The sequence below is a fragment of the Rossellomorea sp. y25 genome (assembly GCF_038049935.1).
Taxonomy (GTDB): domain Bacteria; phylum Bacillota; class Bacilli; order Bacillales; family Bacillaceae_B; genus Rossellomorea.
The window spans coordinates 3,406,213-3,429,957 of the sequence record NZ_CP145886.1; the positions used below are offsets into that span (position 1 = coordinate 3,406,213).

The 23,745-nt window shown below is 34.6% G+C and carries 22 protein-coding genes and 1 pseudogene; 1 reads left to right on the forward strand and 22 read right to left on the reverse strand.

What is annotated here, in order from left to right; translation table 11 throughout:
• Positions 1-121 precede the first annotated feature (121 nt).
• The 19 genes and pseudogenes from AAEM60_RS17290 to AAEM60_RS17380 all read right to left on the reverse strand — a co-directional run bounded on the left by AAEM60_RS17290 (position 122) and on the right by AAEM60_RS17380 (position 19,441).
• A pseudogene (locus AAEM60_RS17290) lies at positions 122-684 on the reverse strand (GNAT family N-acetyltransferase).
• 469 nt (positions 685-1,153) lie between these two features.
• The gene (locus AAEM60_RS17295; RefSeq protein ID WP_341356739.1) at positions 1,154-1,666 is read right to left on the reverse strand and encodes a DUF4367 domain-containing protein; all 513 of its coding nucleotides are present in this window, start codon (positions 1,664-1,666) and stop codon (positions 1,154-1,156) included.
• A 175-nt stretch (positions 1,667-1,841) separates the two neighbouring features.
• The gene (locus tag AAEM60_RS17300) at positions 1,842-2,006 is read right to left on the reverse strand and encodes a hypothetical protein (RefSeq protein WP_341356740.1); all 165 of its coding nucleotides are present in this window, start codon (positions 2,004-2,006) and stop codon (positions 1,842-1,844) included.
• 160 nt (positions 2,007-2,166) lie between these two features.
• Positions 2,167-3,288 (reverse strand): AAA family ATPase, encoded by a 1,122-nt coding sequence (locus AAEM60_RS17305; protein ID WP_341356741.1) that lies wholly within the window; start codon positions 3,286-3,288, stop codon positions 2,167-2,169.
• Positions 3,289-4,083 (reverse strand): DUF6414 family protein, encoded by a 795-nt coding sequence (locus AAEM60_RS17310; RefSeq protein WP_341356742.1) that lies wholly within the window; start codon positions 4,081-4,083, stop codon positions 3,289-3,291. It abuts the gene before it with no gap.
• 139 nt (positions 4,084-4,222) lie between these two features.
• A complete protein-coding gene (locus tag AAEM60_RS17315) occupies positions 4,223-5,065 on the reverse strand; it encodes a tyrosine-type recombinase/integrase (RefSeq protein ID WP_341356743.1) in 843 nt (280 codons plus the stop codon).
• Between the two features lie 168 nt (positions 5,066-5,233).
• Positions 5,234-5,656 (reverse strand): NUDIX domain-containing protein, encoded by a 423-nt coding sequence (locus AAEM60_RS17320; RefSeq protein WP_341356744.1) that lies wholly within the window; start codon positions 5,654-5,656, stop codon positions 5,234-5,236.
• 177 nt (positions 5,657-5,833) lie between these two features.
• Positions 5,834-6,772, reverse strand: coding sequence for a sigma-70 family RNA polymerase sigma factor (locus tag AAEM60_RS17325; protein ID WP_341356745.1), 939 nt, complete (start codon positions 6,770-6,772; stop codon positions 5,834-5,836).
• 225 nt (positions 6,773-6,997) lie between these two features.
• Positions 6,998-7,243, reverse strand: a complete 246-nt coding sequence (locus AAEM60_RS17330) for a hypothetical protein (protein WP_341356746.1) — start codon at positions 7,241-7,243, stop codon at positions 6,998-7,000.
• Between the two features lie 310 nt (positions 7,244-7,553).
• Positions 7,554-7,895 (reverse strand): histidine phosphatase family protein, encoded by a 342-nt coding sequence (locus tag AAEM60_RS17335; protein WP_341356747.1) that lies wholly within the window; start codon positions 7,893-7,895, stop codon positions 7,554-7,556.
• Positions 7,861-7,980, reverse strand: a complete 120-nt coding sequence (locus tag AAEM60_RS17340; RefSeq protein ID WP_341356748.1) for a hypothetical protein — start codon at positions 7,978-7,980, stop codon at positions 7,861-7,863. Before AAEM60_RS17340 ends, AAEM60_RS17335 begins: the two co-directional genes overlap by 35 nt.
• A complete protein-coding gene (locus AAEM60_RS17345; protein ID WP_341356749.1) occupies positions 7,977-8,129 on the reverse strand; it encodes a histidine phosphatase family protein in 153 nt (50 codons plus the stop codon). Before AAEM60_RS17345 ends, AAEM60_RS17340 begins: the two co-directional genes overlap by 4 nt.
• Before the next feature lie 383 nt (positions 8,130-8,512).
• On the reverse strand, positions 8,513-8,833 hold the full coding sequence (locus AAEM60_RS17350; protein WP_341356750.1) for a ribonuclease E inhibitor RraB: 321 nt from the start codon (positions 8,831-8,833) through the stop codon (positions 8,513-8,515).
• Positions 8,834-9,334: 501 nt separating this feature from the next.
• Positions 9,335-10,180, reverse strand: coding sequence for a hypothetical protein (locus tag AAEM60_RS17355; RefSeq protein ID WP_341356751.1), 846 nt, complete (start codon positions 10,178-10,180; stop codon positions 9,335-9,337).
• A 27-nt stretch (positions 10,181-10,207) separates the two neighbouring features.
• On the reverse strand, positions 10,208-15,961 hold the full coding sequence (locus tag AAEM60_RS17360; RefSeq protein ID WP_341356752.1) for a DNRLRE domain-containing protein: 5,754 nt from the start codon (positions 15,959-15,961) through the stop codon (positions 10,208-10,210).
• A 299-nt stretch (positions 15,962-16,260) separates the two neighbouring features.
• A complete protein-coding gene (locus AAEM60_RS17365) occupies positions 16,261-16,860 on the reverse strand; it encodes a metallophosphoesterase family protein (RefSeq protein ID WP_341356753.1) in 600 nt (199 codons plus the stop codon).
• Positions 16,861-17,129: 269 nt separating this feature from the next.
• The gene (locus AAEM60_RS17370) at positions 17,130-18,005 is read right to left on the reverse strand and encodes a zf-HC2 domain-containing protein (RefSeq protein WP_341356754.1); all 876 of its coding nucleotides are present in this window, start codon (positions 18,003-18,005) and stop codon (positions 17,130-17,132) included.
• Positions 17,995-18,483: a sigma-70 family RNA polymerase sigma factor gene (locus AAEM60_RS17375; RefSeq protein ID WP_341356755.1), complete on the reverse strand. Its 489-nt coding sequence runs from the start codon at positions 18,481-18,483 to the stop codon at positions 17,995-17,997. Before AAEM60_RS17375 ends, AAEM60_RS17370 begins: the two co-directional genes overlap by 11 nt.
• Positions 18,484-18,892: 409 nt before the next feature.
• Positions 18,893-19,441, reverse strand: coding sequence for a GNAT family N-acetyltransferase (locus AAEM60_RS17380; RefSeq protein ID WP_341356756.1), 549 nt, complete (start codon positions 19,439-19,441; stop codon positions 18,893-18,895).
• An 821-nt stretch (positions 19,442-20,262) separates the two neighbouring features.
• Between AAEM60_RS17380 and AAEM60_RS17385 the strand changes: the two genes are divergently transcribed.
• The gene (locus tag AAEM60_RS17385) at positions 20,263-21,498 is read left to right on the forward strand and encodes an IS110 family transposase (protein ID WP_341356757.1); all 1,236 of its coding nucleotides are present in this window, start codon (positions 20,263-20,265) and stop codon (positions 21,496-21,498) included.
• A gap of 158 nt (positions 21,499-21,656) precedes the next feature.
• Here the strand turns inward: AAEM60_RS17385 and AAEM60_RS17390 are convergent, their stop codons facing one another.
• The 3 genes from AAEM60_RS17390 to AAEM60_RS17400 form a co-directional block, all read right to left on the reverse strand.
• Positions 21,657-22,343, reverse strand: a complete 687-nt coding sequence (locus tag AAEM60_RS17390; protein ID WP_341356758.1) for a zf-HC2 domain-containing protein — start codon at positions 22,341-22,343, stop codon at positions 21,657-21,659.
• Positions 22,340-22,828, reverse strand: a complete 489-nt coding sequence (locus AAEM60_RS17395; protein ID WP_341356759.1) for an RNA polymerase sigma factor — start codon at positions 22,826-22,828, stop codon at positions 22,340-22,342. The genes AAEM60_RS17390 and AAEM60_RS17395 overlap by 4 nt, the downstream gene beginning before the upstream one ends.
• A 243-nt stretch (positions 22,829-23,071) precedes the next feature.
• Positions 23,072-23,656 (reverse strand): hypothetical protein, encoded by a 585-nt coding sequence (locus AAEM60_RS17400; RefSeq protein WP_341356760.1) that lies wholly within the window; start codon positions 23,654-23,656, stop codon positions 23,072-23,074.
• Between the last annotated feature and the right edge of the window lie 89 nt (positions 23,657-23,745).

Genomic DNA, 23,745 nt, shown 5'->3' on the forward strand with positions numbered 1-23,745 from the left:
TACATATACAGGAGTGCTTTCCTTTAAAAGAATAAGTATTATTTAGAACTACCTGCCTTAATTATTACCCCGGCATTACCTTAAGTGTCTTATAGAATTTGAGTTTTCTTGATCACAAAGCTTACTTTATTTTTGAATAAATACAAGTGTCAGTTAGCTTGCTGCCATCTGAGGATAAATCATCATTTCTTAAGGTTCCTTCTAATTCAAAACCTAGCTTACTGGAATTGAACGACTTTTATCGTTTGAGGATTCACATCTTATTTCAATCCTTCTAAATTTGAGATGCTGAAAACCAAGGTTCGTTAACCCACTTACTGCTTCTGTTATATATCCATTGCCACTATGTTGCGAGTTAATCCAGTATCCAATTTCACCTTTAGAAATCTTCCAATCAATTCTGTGAAGGCTGGCAGTTCCAATAAAATCATTAGTACCTTTATGAAAGATAAGATAGCGAAAGCTTTCTCTTCTCAAAAAATCTATATAGGCGTTTCTCAGGAGAATTTCTGTTTCTTCAACAGTAGGAATTTCCTGGAATAAAGCCAACCATTGCTTTAGCTCATTAATTGAGTCCTTAATCGCTCGATGTACTACATCCCCGTCACCAGCTTGTTGTGGTGCTCGAAGAATTAGTCTGTCTGTTTCTAATTGTAACGGAACATCTATTAAAATAGGATTCATATGTTTCCCCTCTCTAAAAGCTTAATATTTCGAAATTGCTATTTATGTAATTCAATAAAAAAGCACATTAATCCTCTGGAGCAAAGTCATAAATTTGCTAAATTTGCTATTAAATTAAACTGTCGGTTAATCCAATAACTTCAACAAAAAAAGCGTTAATCCTTCTTAACGCAAATAATGGTATAATTAAAAAAATGCCCACACCCATGTATACCAAGGGTTTAGACATTCTATAACCGTTTTTAATTAAGCGTTAATTTGTATTTCACGCACACCCCCTTTATTTTAGGAGAGGGTGTAGCTGACAATATTTATTTTTTCTTCATAATATCTATACTAAATCTTCTTTGTTACTTTTCCCTTTTTCTTGATTTTCATGTATGTAACCAAGATCTTTTAAAAGGAGTGTCTGTAGATATAACACTCATTATTTTCTGAGACCTTTTTAAGCGGAAGATGCAGGTTCAGTTCACCTGATAGTTCTTGCAATCTCAACCATTCCATCTTTCGATAAAGAAGAACTGTCCATTTGAACATATGTCTCATCTTGTATCCAAGTTAAAAGCCCACCGCTTATTTTCTTTCCATTTAGCGTTTTTCCACTGTTAGCCCATTCTTGATAATAAGCAGGAACATCATTTAATTTAATTTTATCTCCCTCTGAAAACTCTTCTTCCAATTGACTGATTGCCTTTTTTGAGACCTTTTTTTCTTCTATTCCTAGCATTAAACTTTTATCATTTTCATCCATATAATTTAATCTAATGCTGCTTAAATTTCCCTCCTTGTTATTCCGAGTTTTTATTTCCAAAGTCCACTCTTCAGGAACTTTCTTTGGGACGAGCACTTTAAAATTCACCTCTTCCTTTACTTCAGCTATTGTGATGCTGTTGTGGTTATACTTAGTTTCTTTAGCGAAGGCTATTGAGGAAGAAACAGTAATGAGATATAAAATTATCAATAAACTTGAAAAAATTTTCATCAAAATACCTCGTTTCTCTTTAAATGTTTATCCAATCCAATATTATCCCCAATACTCTATATTCAATTCAAAAAAGCGAATTGCATAATAGCAATCGCTTTCACAGTAAGTATTTTCTTTTGTTTTTAGTTATTACTCACTATCTCTTTTCCAGCTTGTTCAGCTGAAGAATAATTTACTTTTTTTCTATATCCTCTATACGTTTTTTTTCTATGTAATTTATCCTTTCATTTGTTTCATTATTGGAGTTTTTCATTCGATTGGATACCATTTTAAACAATGAAATAAAGAATAAAACTAAGACAAAAGCACCTAATAAATATCCGATAATGATTTCCATATAATCACTCCTTCAATTCTATATTCCATAATCTTGCCCTTTACTTGAATTAAGGAGCAAATGCACACTTTTGCTGGGATCCTAACTCTAAAAAATGGCTGTCATAGAGTCTTAGCTAATGTATTTGTTGGTTTTTCTCAATTTTGTTCGCTTTTGCTACTCACGTGTTTCTATTTAAAACATCTTGAATGAGTAATTTAGACATGTAAGATCTAATTCCATTGTCAATATTTCTAGCGTTAATGAATTTATTTGCATGTTCTGTAAGAAAATCAATTGCGTTTTTCTTTTTTATTAAAGCCTGCTGTTCTTCATCCCATAACGATAGATTTTTTTCATACTTTATTCTTATTAACTTTAATTTATCTTCTTGAGATAAATCTCCAAAAGAAATAAATCCATCAAACCTTGAAAAGATAGGACTGCCTAATTGCTTTTTAATCTCTTCAAGTGAACCGTAGTTTGTGGTGCAGATAATGATAGAATTCTTTAAATTGACCTTATAGTTTCTATCCACAAATAACCCTTCATCAAAAAATTGATAAAAAGCACTAAAAAAACCCGGAGGACATTTATCGAATTCATCTAAAAGTATTACATTGGTTTCCCGCCCAATTAATCCCTTAGCAAATGAATTTTCATTAATACTACCTCCAAATAAATAGGATGCAAAAGCCTCAGTTTGATACATTGAAATTTGTTCCCTTAATAACTTTCCATTGTACAAAACTTTACTCAATAATTTAGCGGTCTCAGTTTTCCCTACGCCAGCTGGTCCATAAAACAATAAGACAACAGGGTTACTATACTTTGCGGTTAAAGGATAAATCGTTGATACTAATTCTAAGATTGGTTGTTCTTGGCCTATTATTTCTTTGTTTAATTCTTCATATAAATTAGTAATATCTTGTGTTGTTATTTTATTAAATTCGAAGGTGTTTTCCTTTACTAAAATATACTCATCATTCTCAAATAATCGTATTATTCCCTCTTTTAATAACAAAGGCGGATTATGAATATAACATTCAATAATGCATTCTTTTTCCACCAATAGTCTAATTAAGTTTGGAAGCATACCCAAAAAATGTTCTTTCACTGATGAAAGATCCTCTGAATAACAAACGAGTGTATAATTTCTACCTGAATTGTCGTTTATCCAGTCATTAAAGTTCTCTTTGTCAATTGTTGTTATCAAAGTATGGAGTGATAAAACTTGGTCACAAGGTTCTATAATTTTTTCAAATTCTTTAGTTGGCCCTGAATATAATTCAACAATATTCATCTAATTAATTCCCGCTAAAATAACATCAATAATGTCTAATTCGACTTCACCATTCTTAAAGTTATCTTTTTTTTCTTGTTCAAATGCATCAAATCCACTGCTTGTTTCTTCAGTATTACTTTCACCAATTTCCTTCATAAAATGTAATTCCTTCTCTGTGCATGTCCCTACCTTAATTCCATGGATTGTTAAATCCATTTTTTGAAGGTCAGTTAATCTATAGTTATTTCTAAGACCATCTAAGTTAAATCTAACTATTTTTCGGTCATCTCCTCTTACGGCAAGCAGTTCATAATATCCTTTTGCATTCTCTAAAACATCATCAAATAAAGAAAAATCAAAGTTTTGAGGGTCATTTGCATTTTCATTACCTGATTGTACTACTACTACATCTGCTTGATTGCTGTATACTTTTATGAAAGGAGTTATAGTCTTTAAGAAGGTAAAAGAGTCAGGTACTATTTTTAGTTTATATTCCTTAAGAGTTTTAAAACTTTCACTATCAACAAAATCCGTTTCCAATAGCTCTATAAAGCTAGTTAAAATAGTGTTTGTTAGTGTAGTGGTCAAAATATTGGTCCCTTTTCTTGAAAATTGTCCTTTAGTGTCAATACCGCCTCCTAATTTAAAGAAGGTAAACAGACTAGTCTTAGCTCTTGCTTCAAACTCAGCTTCTCCTGATAATTCATTGGCTTTATCAACCATATCCTTTGTGATTTCCTGAATCCTTCCCTTATTTGCTTGATCTAAGCTATCTAAAGCAGATGATTCATCGAAATATATTACTTTTAACATCGTACACCTCTATTGATTATGTATTTTATTCACTAATACCAATTATTTCAAATCGACCATAATTAAACAATACCTTATTCCATAAAATGGCCCGATAAAAAAAGAGCCTCACACCCAAATGGGGTGAAACTCTTTACCATTAAAAATATTTGCAATAGAAATCCTGGCGCAGCTTTCCACTAAGTTGAGCATAAATCTTTGTAGTCTCACTTTTTTCATGACCTAAAAGACTTTGAATTACTTCCAGTGGGGCACCGTTATTAATTAAATGTGTGGCATAACTATGCCTTAGTTGGTGAGGGTGAATGCTCTTCTTTATCCCTGCTCGTTTTGATATCCGCTTTATAATGTACCTCACCATATCAATGCTCATCCTGTTTTGGGGCTTCCTTTCTGTGATGAATAGACAACCATCCAGATCGTCTCGTTCATCCAGGTACCGTTTCAGCCATAAAGAACAGCGAGTATTAAAATACACTTCCCTCTCTTTGTCACCTTTTCCATGAACAATCACCGAGTTCGCTGAGAAATTGATATCATCTTGATTTAGTTTTACAACTTCTCCAATTCGACAACCTGTTGAATAGAAGAATTCAAACAAAGCATTTTCTAATGAACTTTGACAAGCTTCTCTGAGGTGTTCAATTTCTATATCAGTTAGAAACTTAGGAATTCTTTTTCCTATCTTTGGCTCCTTTAATTTTGAAGCAGGATTGTAATGTAGGTAGCCTTCATCATGGATCCATTTAAATAGTGATCTGATGCATCTAACCCGATGTCCCAGACTTGTTGGCTTTAAGTGTTCTCCAGAATTAATAAGGTAACTTTTCAGATTTTCCGTTGTGATGTCTTTTATGTTGATGTCGCCAAAGTGTCTTAACAATAGACTATATTGGAAACAGTAAGCTTTTAATGTTAATGGGGAATACCCTTCGATTTTCTTATCTAACTGATATTTCTCCCATGCTTCAGACATTCTCATATTTTATCAACTCCTACGAGGCTGCCAAACAAGTAAACTTTGGTTTAAGTGTGCCCCATTAGAAGGTTATTTATACAAGGTTATTAAAATATATTTCTCCGACCAAAGGGAACCGATCTTCAATTAGCGCCCCCTATAATGGAATAAAAGTTACATAATTTCTTATTATTAATTGAAAATTGGCTTTAAATAGTCTGCGTGACCTCTTATTAGATCAACTTCTTCATCAGATGATATCCAAAAAAATTGAAAGGTAAGTCCTTTTTCTTCTCCTCCACCTGTTGGATTGTGTTCCCATTCATCAGCAATTTCCTTACAAATTATCTTATAGAAATACCTATTATGTATAGCACCATCATCATTTTCCCAATAGTCTTCTGATATCAACTTATTCACTTCAAAACATTGGATTCCAGTTTCCTCTTTAATTTCTCTAATTACCGCGTTATACGTGTCTTCATCCTCTTTAACTGTACCTTTAGGTACTTGAATACCTGCCTCAGGGATATTCTTGTGCCGAAATACCAATACCTGTGTCTTCTCGTCTCTTACTCTTGTGACGTATCCATAAGCTTTTTTTATTGGTGTCATAAATACAATCTCCTATGTTAATTTCCTTCTTCACTATAATAAAAAATAATTGATTATTCCATTAACCGTTTAAGGAACAAAAGAAAAGCTGAAGAGCGGTATTCTTACCTTCAGCTATAAAAAAATTTCACTGTATTACTAACTGTTGAAACTGTATTTAAAGTTCAACTATTCTCCTCAGTAAATATATCCGTTTTTATGAACTGGTACTTTTAATTCTTCAGCTGCTGCTTCTAGCAAGTCTGGACAGAAGTAATAAGTACGTTTATTAACAATTACACCAGCATCGAGTTCTAATTCAATTAAACTATAAACTGCATCTTTTCCATCTTTTTTAGTCATTACAACAACGGCTGGTTTATCCCACAGCTGTTGGTAAACAGCTTTCATTGGCATTGGATCATTTGCCCATCCTTCTAACGAATGGTTTCTAATAGTTTCCTTTCCGTACTCAAATGATGTATGGACAATATCATTGATAGCATTTTCATCAAGTAAACCAGCTATCGTATCAGGATCTCTCCGATTAAAAGCATCTATATATGCTTGAATTACTGGACCATTAGCAGAAACACTTTCTTGTTTAGGACTAGATGGCGATGGCAACGGCAACTCTTCTTGACCTAATTCCTTTAATTTTTTTCGAGCTCTATGGAGAAGTGCCTTCACACTTCCTTCAGTTGAACCAATCATTTCTGCCACTTCACTCCCTTGAAATTGAAAAACGTCAAAAAGCAAGATCACTGCACGTTGCTTTGGTGACAAATATATTACCAATTTCTCGATAGCTTCCCTAATCGAAAATGGATCCACGTCTTCGTATGACTCTTCAGTTTGTTCTTCTAATATAATTCGCTGCTGCTTTCTTTGAAGATTAAGCCAGGTATTAGTAGCGATTCTAAATAGATAACTTTTCGGAATTACTGGCTGAAATATTCTCGGTAAAGCACTATAAGCCTTAAGAAGTGTATCCTGCACTAAATCCTCAGCATCCCAAGGTGACCTGGTAATCATTCTGCAATACTGCCATAAAGCTGGCCTATGAGGTTCAATAAGTTTATCAAACTTCTTTTTCAAATCTCGCATTTCACTAGATACATCTTCTAGTTTATTCATTATACTTCCTCCTTTTATCTATTCACTTTATAAACACAGTTAGGAGGGAAAAAGATACGGGGGAATTTTAAAGAATTTAGCGGGTCTTGTGTTTTCCTACCGAATAGTGGAAAGAAGGCAATAACCTGAGATCAATTTGCAGATCTTCTGTTATTGCCCCCTATAGTTGAATAAGCTCAATTAATAACAAACTTAGCTGAACTAAACCGAAACCTCCTCTATGGATTAACCGCCTATTCCCTTGGCTAATAATAAGAAAAATACAAAAATAAGAACTGCTCCATTCGTTAAAACTCCAAGAATTCCTGACAACCACTTTTTAGACATAGCAGCAAAAACGATTCCAATTACCGAAAGAATCCCCAAAATGGTAATCCCTAACGACAAATCTGCGTTAGGTCCTCTTAGTAGCAGAAACACAGTTACACTAATTAGCATCATTAATAATGATAATAAACCGTATTTGTTCATCTTTTCATTCCCCCTCTACAATTCTGTTGAGCTTTACTTTGTATATCCTCTTTTAATTAGACGGAAGCATAATCACTTAGGTTTCGAATTATTCAATTAACCTGCCCGTTAGCCGAAGATTAACCACTCATATCTTGTAAATGTCACCCCCCAATGTGAAGTGGTTTCAGACATAAATTCTTTATCAGAACACTTCCTAAAATTTTTTTAAAAAGCGTTATAATTCACAGTTAAACTTCATTAATCAAATTCAATGTATCATATGCTAGACGGATCTAAAAGGAAAGGAAGCGGTAACCCCCTCAAAACATCAATTTAAATGTCTCGTAGAATTATATAAAGGGCAATCCCATTCGTCTTCTTTAAAATTCAAAATAGTAATAGCGGTATTATCAATATAAGCCTGCTGGAATTTCTGTGGAAGCAACTTTTGTAAGGTTAATCCGATTAAAACACCGTGACTGATCACCAATATTCGTTTACCTTTATATGTACGAACTATATCTTTTAAAAATTCTAATCCTCTGTTAGATACGTCTTCAAATTTTTCCATTCCAAGTTCTAAATTACGCCACTCACTACCCCACTGCCTGACTCTTTGTTCTTCCGTAGTACCTTCAATATCCCCGCAATTTATTTCTCTTACTCTCATCAACTTGACTAATGGGTAAGCCTATCTTACTTCCAGTAATTTGGGTAGTTTCAATTGCCCTAGATAAGTCACTCGTAATAATCATATCCCACTGTTCTTCAAGAGATAGTCTATCCCCAATGCTTGTAGCTTGTTTTCTGCAATCTCATTTAAAGGAATATCACTTACTCCTTGAGCTTTACCCAATGAATTCCATTCAGTTATACCGTGCAGAATTAGTCCAATTGTAGCCATTCTCCCACCATTTTCTTAATATTTTGTTCTTCAGCTATCCCGCCCTTTCGTATTATAAGGTCAATCAGAAAAGAAAATATTTCTGATTGACCATTTTTTATATCGATATATATTACGGTAGCCGGGGTAGAACGTAATAGCCCTTGGGACTTGATCCCGTCCGTTAAACAGTTCGCCCCCTACTTGTAACAATAATGTTCGTTTTAGTAACAAACAACTCTATATTCAAATATAAACTGTTTGAGTCTAAAATTCGGAAAAATAAAAAAGCTCATAGGAGCTTTTTTATTTAGCAAATAATTACAAATTGTGAATTGTTAAATTAATCTATAGTTTCGATCACGAATATTAATATTTTAAAATAATAAAATATTTGATTAAGTTTAGTCTGCTAGTACTCCCCAACCATCTGAGTAACCTTCGTAATGTAAACTTAGGGATTGAAGTTGGTTTTGAATGTTAATTATTGCTTCATATTCTAAAAGCATACTAACATAACAATAACAAGTCCAATCATTAGAATCATCATCTTTTTCTAACTCACAGTTAAAACCCTTACTAGATAAAACATTTAATAAAGCTTCTCCGTTCTTTTTATCAGGAATAGATACAAAAAAATCAACTCTATGTTTTTTACTAAAGTCTAATCCTTCTTTATAAAGCATTTCTAATACTTGTCCATCATCATCATTTGGAAATTTCAAATCTTATCCTCCTAAACATTTATAAACATATTTTTTATCTTTTTTAGTTAAACCCCTATGATCTACCATCTTCAATGGGTTTTTGTTTACTTGTTATTTTTGCTAACTGCATTTTGAGCCACTCCAATCATCAAAAAGTGAGCCACTTACCCTTTGGATTCTGGAAAATATAGGATATCTTGAATGAATAGAGTCCATCATACCTCTCACTCCAAATCAAGACGTGTTTAAACTGGAAATTGTGTGGCTTAAGATTTCGTGATCGAGGTGGCTCTATTTAAATGAGCAAATACACTTGTTAAACAGAGATCAACATTACTTGTAATATTACTTTGGTTATATTTAATGGATTGTTCTAATTGACGTAATAAGCTCAATAAATTAAATAATAATAAAAATTCTTATTACAAGTATTCACTATTCTGATAATAAGTGCCGCTATATAACGCGACGCTGTTTTAATATCTGCTAAGAAAAACTAATTGAAATAAATCATTAGTATTAATTAGCTTGAAAATCTTTATTCCGATGAGAATAATGTTTTTTTTCAGTAAAATAAATATATTCTATCCCTTCACAAGCACTTAAATTTCCATCTAATACAGTCGTACCACTGAATACAAAACTTTTTAAATTAGCCAATTCCTCAATGAATGATAAAGAAGGAACTTCTCCACATTCTGTTAATTTTAGCTTCTCTAATTTTTTCAACCGATTTATTGGATTGAAATTTATAATTTTTTTACAACTATGAATTTCCAAATTAACTATAGAATCAGAAATATCATCAATATCCGTCAAAGCGTTATTATAAGATAATTCAAATTTTTCTAGTTGATTTAATTTTTCGATTCCTTTTAAAGAAGTTATTTTTGCCTGAGTTAATCTTATATCTTTTACTTTTAATAGGCCTTTTAGTTCTTCAAAATTACTATTTTTGGGTGAATATTTCCATAATTCAAGCTTTTTTAAATTAATAAGTTCTTCTAAACCCGTTGTTTTTTTAGGTAACTCTCCATATAAAGCTTCTAGCGTTGTTAAATTATTCAATTTAAGTTGCAGGGTTGTTTTAGTATCATTTATGGCAAGAGTTTTTAATTTTTTTAAATTATAAATACCAGAAATATCTTTAATAAAGTGATTACTAATAGATAATTTTTCAATTGTAGGACACTCATGTAAAAAATGCACATCTTCATGTTCAAAATCATCATTAATTTCTACTTGAAAAACTTTGTGCTGATTAATGTACTCTAAACACTCTTCTAAGTGTTCTTGAGATATTATTAGAGTATCTCCTTCTTTATCCTTCAAAATACGAATATTTCCTAATTTAAAGGTTTTCATAACTTCCTCCAATATTTAATGCTAAAATTAATACCTTCCGTAATCTTGATTATGATATCTTCTTCCAGGACTTTGAAGCTTATTATATAATTTTCCACCTCTTTTGAATTTATATTTTTTCATTAATTTATATTCCTTTATAAAGGCGCTTCTACTATTTTTAGCTGGACTCCACATTATACCTCTAACTCGGTCATTATTATCTCGTGCGTGCTTTCTAGCTGACTTTCTTGATCGCTTCAAATTTCCTTTTCCAATATACTTATATCCGCTTTTATAATGAACTACATATGATCCTGATTTCTTAGTAAGTTTTGAGAGGCCTTTAATTTTTTTGTAAGTTTTGTAAGCTTTATAACCTCGATATGCCCAAATGCCAACTAATACAAATTGAGCAAAGTGACCATCTGGATCAATAAACATCACCGGACTATTATCCGCATACGTATATCCATTTTGTGTAATTGGATCGTCTTCATCACCAGGATCAGGATCTCTAGAGATAAATCTAGCTGTTTCTGAATCGTAATAACGAGCTTGAAGATAATACAACTTCGTTTCTTTATCCATGTAGTAGCCAGCATAACCTAGAGGTTGGTCTTTCAATTCACTGTTTTCTGTGTTTGAAACAACATTTCCCCATGGATCGTATCTATAACTGGCTGCCTCTACTCCGTTAGAATCAACAATTTGGAGGACATCTCCATGATAATTGGTCACAAAGTAGAAAGTCGAACCACTCTTGTTTGTAAGACTAACCGGCTTCCCATTCACCCAGGTAAATGACCAGAGGGTTTTCTTGTTGCTGTCTGTTACCCTTATAAGATCAGTACCATCATAATGGTAGTGAGAGGTCTCACTTCCGAAAGTTTTAGTTTTTCTTAAACCATTAGGATGATAAGTGTAAGAAGAAATGACTGTACCAGTAAGGTTCTTAACAGATGTCAAGTTTCCTTCCTGATCCCACTCATAGGTGTATTTGTTGTCTTTCGTCAAATTGCCTGCTGCATCATACGTAAATCCTTCAATTTCATTTGCTCCATTAAAAGAAAGATTCATACCATTTGGATTTAACAAGTTCCCCGATTTATCGTAAGAGTAGGTAGTGGTTTTAGCATTTGATGTCCATGATGCTAAGCGACCGGCAAAATCATAGGTGTATGACTCCTTTTGACCATTGATCGTGGTTTCATTTATGTCACCATCTGGTTTGTAAACATGATTAATGGCCAATGGCTTATTGCCAAGAGACGACTGACGGATTAGTTGTCCAGCCTCATTGTAATGATAAAACACTGAAAGAGATCCGTTGACCATCCGAACCGGTTGATTGCTTTCATCATAATAATAAGAAGTCGATCGTCCGTTTGGCCCGGTTAACTTCGTTAATCGTTTTAAGATGTCGTATTCATATGCCGTGCTTTCAGACTGTCCGTTGTATGTTTCCGTTAAATTTTTTCGTTCTCCGAGGTTAGGTGAATTAGTATTGCTCTCGTACTCATTCGTAATCGTATAGCTATCCGGATTAACGGATTTGGTCAATCGCTTATTGTCATCATAGCTAAAGGTGTACGTCCCTGCAGATCCCTTTATGGCTGTTTGATTATCAGCTTTATCATATTCGTACGTGTACGTCTTACCGCCAACACGTTTCTCCGTCATGCGATTCTTTTTATCGTAAGAGAATTCTTCTCTAGCAATGACTGTTGTTCCAGATCCACGTTCAGTCACCGTCACATTACCAGTCACATCATAGTCATAACGAAGGAACTTCCCTAACGGATCTGTTTCTTTCGTCACTTTATTAATAGCATTATAGTCAAACGTCGTTTTGTTACCGCGAGGTTCTGTTCTTGATTTAATGTTTCCTTGGTCATCATGTTCATAGGAAACCATAATATTTTCAGGGTCTGTATCCGATCCTTTGACAAGTGTAGTGGCTTTTAAACGATCGAGATAATCATAAGTATATAGAGTTTTCAGACCAATTTCATCTGTAGTTGATGTATTGTTTCCATTTTTATCGTAAGTTGAGATTTCAGAATACCCTAAAGCATCAACGCTCTTCTCTTTAAAGTTTCCATCCACTGAATAAACATCGGTTGTGGTAGAGCCATTTTCTTCAACTTTAATATTGTCAAAGAAGGCAGCACCGTTTTGTTTACTGAAAACGCCGTATACCTTGAGGCGGTTAAAGGCTTTTTCTGCACGGAACGTTTGTTTTACAAATTGCCATTGATCCTGGATGTCCCTATCGAATGGAAGGTCAAACTCATTTTCCGTTCCGTCCGTGTACATAAACCATACGCGAAGTCTATAATCCCCGGTTGTATTGTTTCCAGAAGCATAGGACCATCCTGATAGAGTGATTGGATCCCCAGCTTTTCCTTGAACGTCAACGTATTGTCCAAAGTGACGATTGGCTGTGCTGACACCGTTAAGGATAAATGCTTGGTCTCCACGTTTTGAGAGGTCAGATGTGAGCCCGTCCCCTGTTCCAAGAGCAAACAGCTTGCTGTAATCGGTGGATTTGTCATACTCCCACTCCATGCTGCCATACTCGTTGCTGTAATAGTTATCAAGTGTTGCACCGTATAACAGTTGAGCACTGTCAAATTGAACTATTCCTGTTCCCGTTGCCAAGAGGTCAAATCGAATGTGTGCTGTATCTTTAGGCAGCTGGAAGAAATCTGAAAGGCGCGTCCAATCATTCGTCCCTTTTAATGCAGCAGTGGTGAAAATGATAGTCTGTCCAGTCTCATCCTTCATTGTCTGCTTCGATGCATTCAATGGATAAACACGAATTTGGGCACCAGTACCCGTTAGACCAGAGGTTTTAATATTTGCTGCCACCGTATAGTATTTACTTGGCTCGTCACTTTGAACAGGCACCGTCTGCGTGTAATAACCTGCTCCATCTGTACCAGAAAGAGTTACTTTAGCAGATTTTTTTCCGTGTTTCGCAGAAGTACCATCCAATTGATACGTACCAATCGAACGGCGGCTCCATGTTTCCGCCTCACCGGAAGATGTGGCTCTCTCAAAGTTAGAGTTTTGAAGTCGATTGTGTGTGATTCGTGTACCGGATACGGACATAATATCATTACCATATTTGTCATATGCATTGTAGTCCACAACTCGGTAGTGGTCTGACGTGGAAATAAGATTACTCTTCGCATCATAGACATGCTCATATGATGTCCCGTTCTCCACTTCTTTTGTCACGTTGGATTTATTGTCAAATGTGTTTTCACTCGTCAGTTGGTTTGGCGACTGTGAACTTGTCAGGTTCCCCTTTGCATCGTATGAAGCTGTATTAACAACACTTGGATCAGGAGTACCAGTCGCTGGATTTGGCTCGGTTTCCTTTATCAGATTGTTTTTGTTCCATTCATACAACGTGGTAGCTTGATTCGCTCCGCCGTAATCTTCTGTTTGTTCAATGATATTGACGGTCGGTTTTTCAATTCCACTGTTTTTATAACGTGTTTTGTTTCCGTTGGCATCAGTGAAAATCGTTTCTGTTCCACTTGGATATGAAAGCTCTGCAAACATTGAATCTGAACGTGGATCCACAATCTTTTGAACGCGGTTCGATGCATCGTAGGCAATCTTCCCAGTGTTCCCATTGGCATCCTGTACGCTTACGAGCTGATGAGTACCGCTGTAGCCAAACGTAATTTTTTTCTTTTCCGTTCGATTGGCCGCATACGTGATACTTGCTAGACGGTTTGTTCCATTAAGAGCTTGATAGGCTAAAAGGGTTTCTGTTCCTCTGAAATCCGTCACTTTTTCAAGCAATCCAGTTGTTGGCTGGTAGCTAAGAGTCAAATCACGGCCTGTTGTTTCTGATCCGTATCGTTCACTGATTTTTGTGATGCGATTTGACGTCCCATCGAACATATACAGAACAGTATTTCCTTTTTCATCAACTACTTTTGTATTGCGCCCAAGCGAATCAAACGTTAATACAGTTTCGTCCGTTTGTTTAATGGTATAACCACCGTTAGAGGTACTGTTTAATTCTAAAAACACACCTTCTGGAGGTGTATAGGATGTGTTAGTGTCATGCTGCTGTTTACCAAAGTGAAGGCGTGTTCCCTCTTCGTCGATGTATTCAATAATCTTCTTGTCTGGAGAAGGCACCAATCGTTTTCCTACATTGGATGTCCAGCCATAACCATACGCATCTTGATATAGAGAACGACTGTTATACACCAATTTTAAGTTGAAGGCATCTGTTTTTCCCGATAGCGATAATAAACCGATATCGTAAACCATGTTTCCGTTAATAACGTTAACAACTGCAGTTCCTTCACCTTGAAATAAATCTGGCGTATATGTCCAGTAATCGGTGATTCCGAGCATTTCTTTTGGTCTGAAGTAAACGACTAGTTTGGGCTTAGTAGGATCAGTGCCGTTATGTTCAATATTTTCTTGTGAATAGAAGATTTTCCGTCCCGAAATTGCTTCTTTATCATTTGGAAACTTTATCATAACACCATGGTTTTTGGATGGGTCCACTGCCCATTCTTTGATCATGTCGTCGATATGGAAGTAATCATATCCTGTCCAGTGAAAGCTGCTCCGGTATTGAGCCGGTGTGGTTTGAAATGATGGTTGATTGTTCCAGTTAACTGTCGTTGGTGTATAGCCTGTGGTTAATTTGTGGATGTTTACTGTTTCATTGGAATAGGAACTGTATTGACGAAGGCCAATTTTCCCTCCAGTAACAACAGCATTTGGAATCGTCGGCAGATCCCACTTCAAAAGAGAACGTGTTCTTCCTTTCGCAGTATCATTACCAACATACAAAAATGATTCATTGCTGAAATTGGATGTTGGTGCTTTTTCAGATACATATGTATCTTTTGCATCAAACACATCGATCCAAGGATCTATCGTTACTGGATATACTCGTTCCGGATCCTTCAGGAAGGTTTCATCTGCCGTCACTGTCAGTGAAAATCCTCCTGTGACCGCTTTAATGTTTTGAGTAACGCGGTGTGATAGATCACTTTCTGTTTCTTTTTTGCCACTCGAATCGAACATATATGGCTTTTGAATGATGAATAAGAATTTACCTGTTGCTGCGTCAGTAAATTCAATAACACCATCATTGCGTTTTTTGGCATCCATACCTGAACCTTTAATAAAAAATTCAAAGGCATTTTTCCCCTGGTATGAGTTCAGTATGATGTTTTCTTTGACTTTAGATCCATCTACAATATATTCAAATGTGACATCTTTAAATAACTCTTTATATGTTGCCTGATTTTCGTTCGAAACCAGGGTGGTTTCCTGAACATCCGAATACTGTTTCGAGTTAGCATCACTTTTATTATTGATACCAAACGAAACATCTTTTCCATTTAAATGATAGGAAAATAACTGAGTATATCCCTCATCACTTGGCTTTTCAGGAAATCGAACCGTAAATTCATTTTCTTTGTTTTCAACTTGATTCGTCTTGGATGATGGAACAAGCGTATTATCTATTTCCTTCCATTCATCGCCGTCTTTGTAATGGATAGGCTCAAGCATCACTTCTGATGACATAGTGCCATCAGGATGCGCAAAAACTTTAGCCGTTTCTGTCCTCAGAGTAGGAATTTCTATGAGATTTTCCCTTTCCTTATTTTCTGCGATATCAGTCGTTTCTTCTTTCTTGCTCTCTTCCGCCTTTACACTTCGGAAGGAAGCAAGATCAAAAGAAGAAACAATTAGGACGAATACCAGCATATGAATAATCGCCTTTGAAAATCGTTTGCTCCAAATCATTAATGTTATCCCCTTTAATGTTTTTTGAGATAAATGGGTATATTTATAGTCCATCTCACTTTAATAGATTACAACATTGTTAAACTAAGGGGAATATAGTAATAGTACAAATGTTGAAGTTTATTGTAATTTTATATCATATATTGTTACTTTATATACTATTCTCATTTCGCGTGAATAAACCGAGTACCTATAATTTCATAATTCTTACGAGCAGCTACCTTATAGAGGGGAAAGCCTGATTACCCTTAACGGGGTATCGTCAGGAAAAGCGGTTATACAACGATAAGGTAAAAACCCTAGTCATATGGGGCTGTTGGTTTTGAATTGCATCCTAAAGAACCAGGATTTAAAAAGATAGTATCCTTACCCTCGAAAAAATGAAGTGGATGATGATGTCCGAAACATATTAAATTTTCTTCATTTGCTTTAAATAGAGAGAGTAAATTATCTAAACTTGGCTCAACAATTCTACTAAAAGGGTCTTTACTTATATGTTTATTTAATTTGGTTTGCTCGATGTGATAATGGATAAATAGTATAGACATTCCTTCAATTGTTATAGCGATGGTACGAGGTAACCGTTCTAATTTCGAGATGAAACCTTTTTCCATATTATTTGCTATCCATTGATGATGCTCTTTAGCGTGAGAGTGGCTAAATGGATGTTCTTCCCCTTTTAAAATTGCCAAAACTGCTTCATCGTGATTTCCAGTAATCATAGATACATCTCTTCTGGCAGATAAGATTTTTAAGACTTCATTTGTATCTGGTCCAATCCCTATCATATCTCCTAAACAGTAGATATGTTCAATGTCCTGCCTTTTATCAAACTCATTAAGAACTGCTTTTAAAGCAGAAGCATTACCGTGAATATCAGCAATCACTCCAATTTTCATAATCTGTCGACCCTCCTTTTGACTATTTTCATATGATAAATAATACCATGTTTCTTTTCACTATTGAAAAAACAACAAAGTTTACGAAAACAGCCCTATAAATTACCCTCCTTTAACTTAATACCGATAATTTCAAATTCGATCGACCAACTCAAGAAAAATATAAATAATAAAAGAGCTTACCTTGTTCTGGATAAGCCCCGATAGTTAAGTTCATTTTCTAGATTAAAGACCTCAACGCTTTTAGTTAAAGTCTAGTCTGTAAAATATTATCCCATTACATCTTTAAGACGTTTATTTTGTCTCTTTAAGAATAACCAAACTATAAAAAGAACACTAAAAATAGTAAACATTAATATAGGTGCCTGAAAAATACTCCAAGTGCTTGGTCCGTAATAGGTTAATTGGTGATGTCTCTCAATAGTCTCTTCATACGAACTTTTATATTCGTATTGAATCACCCATTGTTTATTCGCCATCATTACGGTTCCTAAATCATAACCACTAGGAATAATTGTTTCATTCTTCCCCAAAATACCCTCTTTTCCAATGACAATCGCGGCTTTATTGTATTCAATAGGATAGATCGTTGTAGGTTTCTGTTTTATAGAAGTATTTTCCTGTAACCAATCTTTTATATTTGCTGCTGGAAAAACAGCTAACAAATTAAGTTTTTCATTATACTTTTTAAAAATGGTAAGAAGTTGTTTTTCTTCTTTTTCAGTCACTTCTGTTGAGGCTCCAAGAATATTAAATACATCATCCATAATGGCTTCTTTTTCTTGTTCAACTACTTCTAAATTAGTTACTTCTTCTTTATGTTCACTAAACTTTTTATTTGAATGAATTAGAAAAATGAATCCAAACAGCAAGGAGAAAAGTGTAGCTACAAGTAAATAATTCGTCAGTTTCTTTTGATCGTTGAAGAACCTGGATACTTTTTGAAATGGTCTCTTTACTTCCACTTTATACACTTCATCTATCTCATCAGATAAATCAACATTATTTTTCATACTTTCTAATACTTCTCTACATTTTTTACACGAATTCATATGTTCCTCAATAAAATGAATACTATCTTGGCTGCACAAATGATCGATATAAGAGGGGAGTAAATCTCTTACTATATTGCATTTATTGTCCATTGTTATCCCTACCCCTTTCCCTTAATTTCATTTTAGCCCTATAAAAAGTAACTCTCGCCCAGTTTTCATTTTTCAATTGAATTTCTCCTATCTCTTTGAAACTAAGACCACCTAAGATCCTCAAAAGTAACACCTCTTTATATGGTTCTTCAAGTAAGTGTATAATTCGGTATAGGGCAATTTTGTCTTCCGAATAAATAAATTCAGCTTCAGGAGAAGTATGTAATGTGTCATCTTGAAACATATGTCTTTGTTGTTTCTTATTTCGTTCAAGATGCTTATAATAGGAGTGCTTCGCTATTTGACAAAGCCAAACTGACATTTTACATTCACCATTAAATCTATCAATGGATTTTACAGCTTGATAGAAGGTTTCTTGTGTTAATTCTTCTGATAAATCTGCGTTGTGACAAAGACACATAAGATATTTGAATACTTCTTTAGCATAATTGCTATATATTTCATCTAGTTCTCCCAAGCCTTTTCCTCCTTCCGTTTATATATCCGATTCAAGTCACTTTCGTTACAAAAAATATACTATTTTTTTATTGACATTAGAAAACCGACGAACTAAATGGCGGCGAAATATTTAAATTCAACATAATTATTAAAATAACCTGCCATTGAACTATCCTTCCCGTTTGAGTACATCCTTTCTCAATCTCCACTAATTTCAACATAAATATCCAGAATTATTTAAAAGTCTTGTTCGATTAAATTGCCCATTCATGAAGAAAGACGCTTTCCTTATTACAGAAAAGCGCCCGATAACGGAAGATCGTTCTATAATATCTGTGCCAGAAAAACAGAAAAGCACCCAGCTCAATAAGTATCAATTAAGAATCACTTGGTTGCTTACTTCTTTTTTTAATGATATTACAACTTTTTTATTCTTGGAAATCTTGACGATCTAACCTCATAAAAAAAACAGGTCCTGGTTCTTCTGGGATATCTGGGACCATTTTAATAATCTGAAACCCAACTTTTTCATAGGCTCGTATAGCTATACTATTGTTAACCTCTGGATTAATAATACATCTGTCTACACATTCATTGGAAAAAACAAACTGACTTAGAAAACGCGACAGAATTTTAGTACCAAGTCCTTTATTTCTATACTCCTCTTCTCCTATAAATAAGTCTAAACTGGCTGAATTAGTAAGATCAACGTACTTTTCAAATTCTGGATAATCACTCCAATTGAATGTTTGTATATAACCAATAGGAGTATCATTATAAAGAATTAGATACGGATCAGTTGGCTCAACCCTATTGATATAATCAGAAAACTCTTTGGTTACCTTTTCATAAGGTTCTTTTTTGTTGTAAGCCCAAAAACGGTTAACAAAGCGGTCATTTCTAATCCAGTCATACATAAGTGGTAAATCTTGTAATATAAGCCTTCGAAACTTAATCATGTTTGGATCCAATTTCATATTTCCCCCTTTGAACAGGTTAATGTGACGATTAGTAATAACTCAAATAACCTTTCAATATATGTCTATTTTATATAAAACCTTGTTAAACTTTCTTGCTTTTGGCCTAATAATATTATTTCAAATTTCAATTTTATTTCAGGTTCTTATTCCATAATCTGGCCCTTTCACTTGAATAAAGTAAGTGTTCTTAAACTGACCTCTTAAGCTTTCCCACAGCTAGAATGATATCTATTTTGTCGTTAATGGGAATTTACTGGGTAACGTATGGAATAATGAAAAACGCCAAGAGTCCTTTTATAATAAGGTTCCCTGGCGTTCTTTTATTTTTTAGTTGGTTGCGTTAATTAGTATTTCACGCATAGATTGGTAGATATCTATTATTATAGAGTAACCTCCCCTTTGTTCAGAGACAACTTAAGTGTGACATAAACAACTCGGTTATGACATAAACAACTTAAGTGTGACTCAAACAACTTACCTGTGACTTGATGAAAAGTATATGAAAAGGCCAAGAGCATTTTAGATTGCTCTTGGCCTTTTTTATGGCTTTATTCCATTAAAGCCCCCGTTCGTATTATAAGGTCAGCAAGATATTTCTGGTTGACCATTTTTTATATCGATATATGATTACGGTAGCCGGGGTAGAACGGAAGCCCCCGTGGGACTTGATCCCGTCCATTAAACTGTTCGCCCCCTACTTGTAGAAACATGATTGAGGCTGGTTGGGACTAGGATCCCGTATAACAAGCGAAGCTATGACACTGCAAGATGGAGTTAGGGGTTACCGGCAAGTTTATTCATAAGGAGGAGATTTTAGAATGAATCCAGTCGTTGGTCTGGATGTCTCTAAAGGAGAAAGTCAAATTCAAGCATTCTTAGAAAAAGGAAAGCCTCACCGAAAGAGTTTCAGTATCCCACACACAATAGAAGGTCTTGATTGTCTAGTAGAGTATCTTGAAGAAATAAGGGGTTTTACTGGGATTAGACCTCCGGTCGTATTAGAATCTACAGGTCACTTTCACATTCCAGTCGTTCAATATTTAGAGGAGCGTGATTATCTATTAATTATTGTTAATCCCCTTGTCTCCTATAGAGCCAAAAGTTCAAATTTACGGAAGGTAAAAACCGATGTGATTGATGCCTATCACCTATGTGAGCTGTATTATAAGGAGGAGTTAGAGCCCTACAAAAAAAGAGGAATCCAACTCTTGAACCTTCGAAATCTCACAAGGCAACATGAGAACATTACCGAACTTCATGTACAGGCTAAATTACAATTCCAATCCCTACTTGATCAAGTTTTTCCGGAGTATAAAGGGGTTTTTGGCAGCTTATATTCAGTGGTATCACTACTGACGTTAAAGGAATACCCTTCTTCTGAGGATATATTAAGGGTTGACGAGAAAGAGCTTTCTGATAAGATAGCTGAATTATGTAAGTCTCGATCTAGAGCATGGGCAAAAGAAAAAGCTACTGAATTGAAAGAGGCGGCAGAGCGTAATCCAATTCAAAAAACACTTTATCAAAGCCATATCTTGAGCATGAATATGTATATTCATATGCTTCTACAGTATAAAGAGCATCTATCAAAGTTGGCAGCTGAAATAGACGCTCTCGCAAAAGAAGTAGAAGAATATGAACTTATAAAATCAATCCCTGGAATTGGAGAAAAAATCGCGGCAACGATTATCTCTGAAATCGGGGAGATTGAACGGTTTAGTCACCCAAAAAAGCTTGTAGCCTTCGCAGGAATTGATCCAAGTGTCTTTGAATCTGGCAAATTCAGAGCCACGATCAATCGCATAACCAAAAGAGGTTCAAGCCGTCTTCGCCAGGCGTTATTTATGGCGGTGAAGTGTGCCATTCGTGACTGTCGCAAAAAGAAAATCACCGATGAGGTTATCCCTCGAAACAAAAGATTAAGAGCCTTTTATGATAAAAAGCGAGACGAAGGGAAACCTTACAAAGTAGCCGTGATAGCCTGTGTAAACAAACTTTTAAGATGGATCTTTGCCATTTTAACAAGCAAAGAAGCTTTCCAAGATATAGATTAAAAGATAGACTTGTCCACTTAATACAAAACCTTCCATAACAAGCATAGTGGAAGGCTATTTGGTATGCCCAAATTTAGTGTAACATGTTTATTCTGAACTTTTCATTGAAAAATGTTGACAAACTATTAGCTGGTTTAGTTGAATACCAATACTTGCATTTACTCAAAATGAAACATATTTTCCACTTCTTCGCTTGCTTTGGGTAAATCCATTCCTTTTTTCCAAATTAATATATTATCTTGTGGGGTTCCATAGTACAACGCTTTTATCTCCGAGTCACGATTTACCTCTTGAGCTTCAATGTCAAAAATCTCATAACCTTTTACCATTGAATATGGTGCCTTCGCATGTTCCTTAATTACTGGACGGAAAGGAGTTAAGTAAAAGTTCCCTTCTTCATCCATGTGATATTTAATTGTATTTAATTGATAACCATCAGTGAGTTCTATATGATAAACAATTTTCCCATCTGACAATTCACTTACCTCTTTTATCTTCACCACACCAGTTGGCACATCTGTGATGTCCCAATGAAACAAACTGATATACCCCAAGAAAATAAGAGTAAATACTAATGTACTAATAACTATACCTTTCATAAAGGATTTAACTCTTGAACGGTTCCAAAAGGAAGCGATATTTTTTATAACATTACCATCGTTATTATTTTTTTCAATTTCTCCTTTCGGAATTTTAATATCCTCTTCTATTCTAGCTAATTCACTCTTGCACTCATCACACTCGATAAGATGTTCTTCAACCATTTTCTTGCTTTCTCTACTACATACATTGTCATAATATAAAGGAAGTATATCTTTGACTATTTCACATGATATTTTCTTCATTTTGCCCCCTCCTTTAACTTATTTTGTATCTTTTGTTTAGCTCGGTGAAATGTGACTCTTGCCCAACTCTCCGTTTTCTCAAAGAGCTGACTTATTTGCTTAAAGGATAGTTCTCCAAATACTCTTAGTGTGAACACCTCTTTATAAGGCTCATCTAAGCAATGTAACACCTGATGAATTCGAAAAGTCTCTTCCTTACTAAGTATCATCGCTTCGATACTATCCTTAGTTATTTTTTCTCCTACATTTTCTGTATTATCGTATCGTTTTTGTTTGCTGAGATAAGTAAAGTAAGTATTTTTAGCTATTTGACAAAGCCATACGTTGATTTTGCAATTGCCGTTAAATTTATCGATACTTTTTAAGGCCTTAAAGAATGTTTCCTGTGTTATTTCTTCGGCAACTTTTTCATTACGGCTTAACGATAATAAAAACGAGTAAACATCCCGAAAATATTGATTGTATATATTCTCAAACTCTGCCACATTTCAACCTCCCTTCATATGTAAGACTATGTTAAAGGTATTTCGTTACAAAAATCACAAAAAAATTGGCAGACACATTTTAGGTCTGCCTTTAATTACAATAACAAATTAGAATAACTTTCTACTTTCTGATTTTAAAATTCCTAATAAAAGATTAGATTACTGCCCTATAATTGAACAAAAAGAAAGCTGGAGATCAGATGCCCGATCTTCAGTTATTGCCCCCGTTAATTTAATATGCTTCTATTCCCAATTAATGTATCTTGCGTCTCCTCCAAATAATTCATCAGCTATTAAGTTACCTTCTTTATCAAAAGCTCTAATAGTCCATGTATCCTCTGAATATTCCTCAGTCACAAATAACACATAGTTATCTTCTACTTCTTTCAAATAATATTCGTCAATGTTTTCTCTTACATTATCAAGCGTTAATTGGTATTTATCCGATGGTGTTACACCTTCCATATGGTTTCCTAGTACAATATACTCAATATTAGAGTTTTTTGCAGTTTTAATCGCTACTAAAAAATCATCATCGTCGCCAATTCCAGTGGCTTGAAAAGGTTTACCTTCCTCTACCATATCGCCCCATGAACCACCATCATATCGATACAGAAAACCAAACTTCTTTTCAATTTCCGCAACTCCAAACGTATTGGAAGTTTTATCTTCAAATAATACTGCTTTTGCATAACCGCCAATATCACTGGAGCTAATCAGTTTAACATCTCCTGGTACAGCATTTATCTCTTTAAAGTGCAGTCCTGATAAACTACCGATTAAAAATATACCTATAATTATAAAGATAACAAATAAATTTTTCTTCATTTTCTCCCCCTATAAACGCAAAAGGTCACTAGCGTTCTTCCATCAACCTTTTACTTGAACAAGGGCGGCTGCTTTTCAGCAATCGCCCC